This window comes from Kocuria sp. CPCC 205261, from assembly GCF_040981025.1.
In the GTDB taxonomy this organism is placed as follows: Bacteria; Actinomycetota; Actinomycetes; order Actinomycetales; family Micrococcaceae; genus Kocuria; species Kocuria marina.
Genome location: NZ_JAVKPU010000032.1, coordinates 1 through 1,730, shown reverse-complemented (window position 1 = coordinate 1,730; position 1,730 = coordinate 1). Strand labels below are relative to the sequence as shown.

Genomic DNA, 1,730 nt, shown 5'->3' with positions numbered 1-1,730 from the left:
CACCTCGGGGCAAGTCAGGTAATCCTCGGGTGTCCACAGCGGTTCATGCGCACAGGGTGCTGGTCTACCGTCGATAACGGTCGAGGGCATGCCGGCACCTCCCCCCTCCAATACCGGCATGTCCTCGGCCCTACACGCTTCGTGAGGTAGTAGGTAACGACGCTCCCGTTGTCGCCACCTCAGAAGACCAGGACGAGCCGCCCGCGCACCCCTCCTGCTTCCAGGCGCCGGTGAGCCTGGGGAGCCTGGTCCATCGGGAGCTCCTGGGCTACGCGCAGGCTCAGCAGGCCTTCTTCGGCCTGGCGGCCAAGGGTGTGTAATTTCTCCGAGGCACGGGCGTAGTCGACCACCACGATCGGCTGGAACACGATGCCCCGCTCGCCTGGTTGGTCGTATCCGCGCAGGGTGATCACCGTTCCACGGTCCTTGATCGCGGCCGCGATCTCGTTCCCCTGTACGGCACCGTCGATCAGCGCATCCACCCCGGCGGGGTAGTGCTCGCGCACCGCTTGTGCGAAGCCCTCGCCGCGGGGCAGCACCAGGTCCGCTCCCAGGCTCTTGACGAGTTCCTCGTCCTGCGGTGCGGCGTCGGCCACGACCCTCAGCCCGTCGGCCTTAGCCAGCTGCACCGCGTACCCGCCCATGGCCCCGGCTGCACCGGTCACCGCCACCACATCACCGGCGTCCAGGCCCAGCCTGTCCAGGGCCAGTCGCGCGGTCAGCCCGTTCATCGGCAAGGTGGCGGCCTCGGCGAAGCCGGTGTTCGACGGCATGGGCGCCACGGACTCGGCCGGAACCGCCACGCGTTCGGCATAAGCCCCGTGTGAGCCGCGCGGGACGATGATGGCCATGACGCGATCACCGACCCTCAGATCGGTCTGGGTCTCGGGGCCGATCTGTTCGATGACCCCGGCCGCATCCATGCCCAGCACATACGGTCCCCCGGCTGTCCCCGCCCGCCGCTGCCGGGTGCGCCCGGTGAGGTCGGTAGGGTTCACCGCGGCCGCGTGAACACGAATCAAGACCTCGCCCTCGCCGGGAACGGGATCGGGAAGCTCGATCACGTCGAGGACGTCCGGGTCACCGGGGGTATGGAATCCAATTGCCTTCATACCCGTGGCAACACGGCCCCCCAGAGCACTATTCCGGCCACTGACTTCGCCCGATGAATCCCCGCGCCCCTCTGCGCTGCTGTGTGCGATCGACCCCGGTGCTGGCCGTGAACGGTGAACGCACCACGCGGCCACCCGGTGTGGGCGCGGGCCACGGACGGGCCCAAGACACGCCAGTGCCCGGTCTCGAGATGGAGACCGGGCTCCGGCGCGTACTGGGAGGCTAGGGCTTGAGAACGACCTTGATGCAGCCGTCTTCCTTCTTCTGGAACTTCTCGTACATCGCCGGCGCCTGGTCCAGGGGGGAGGTGTGCGTGGTGAGGTCCAGCACGCCCAGCGGGTCGGCGGGGTCATCGACCAGCGGCAGCAGTTCCTCGGTCCACCGCCGCACGTTGCACTGACCCATCCGCAACTGGAGCTGCTTGTCGAACATCGTCATCAACGGCAGCGGGTCCTTCATCCCGCCGTACACCCCGCTGATCGAGATCGTCCCACCGCGCCGCACGGCCTCGATCGCGGTGTACAGGGCACCGAGTCGGTCCACCCCCGCCGTTTCCATCGCCTTGCGACCCAGCGCGGACGGCAATGCTCCCACCGCTTGGTGGGCCATCCCGGCCA

Annotated in this window: 1 protein-coding gene and 1 pseudogene; both read right to left on the bottom strand. The window is 68.3% G+C overall.

The annotated features are described in order from the left end of the window. Window positions 1-179: 179 nt before the first annotated feature. On the bottom strand, window positions 180-1,112 hold the full coding sequence (locus RF646_RS13235) for an NADP-dependent oxidoreductase (protein ID WP_039102271.1): 933 nt from the start codon (window positions 1,110-1,112) through the stop codon (window positions 180-182). Window positions 1,113-1,335: 223 nt separating this feature from the next. Continuing rightward, window positions 1,336-1,730 (bottom strand): annotated as a pseudogene (locus RF646_RS13230) (glutathione-dependent formaldehyde dehydrogenase); the annotation flags it as partial.

Bases quoted from the DNA above. Each gene is read 5' to 3' on its own strand.
- RF646_RS13235 (WP_039102271.1), bottom strand. From the start codon at position 1,112: ATGAAGGCAATTGGATTCCATACCCCCGGTGACCCGGACGTCCTCGAC.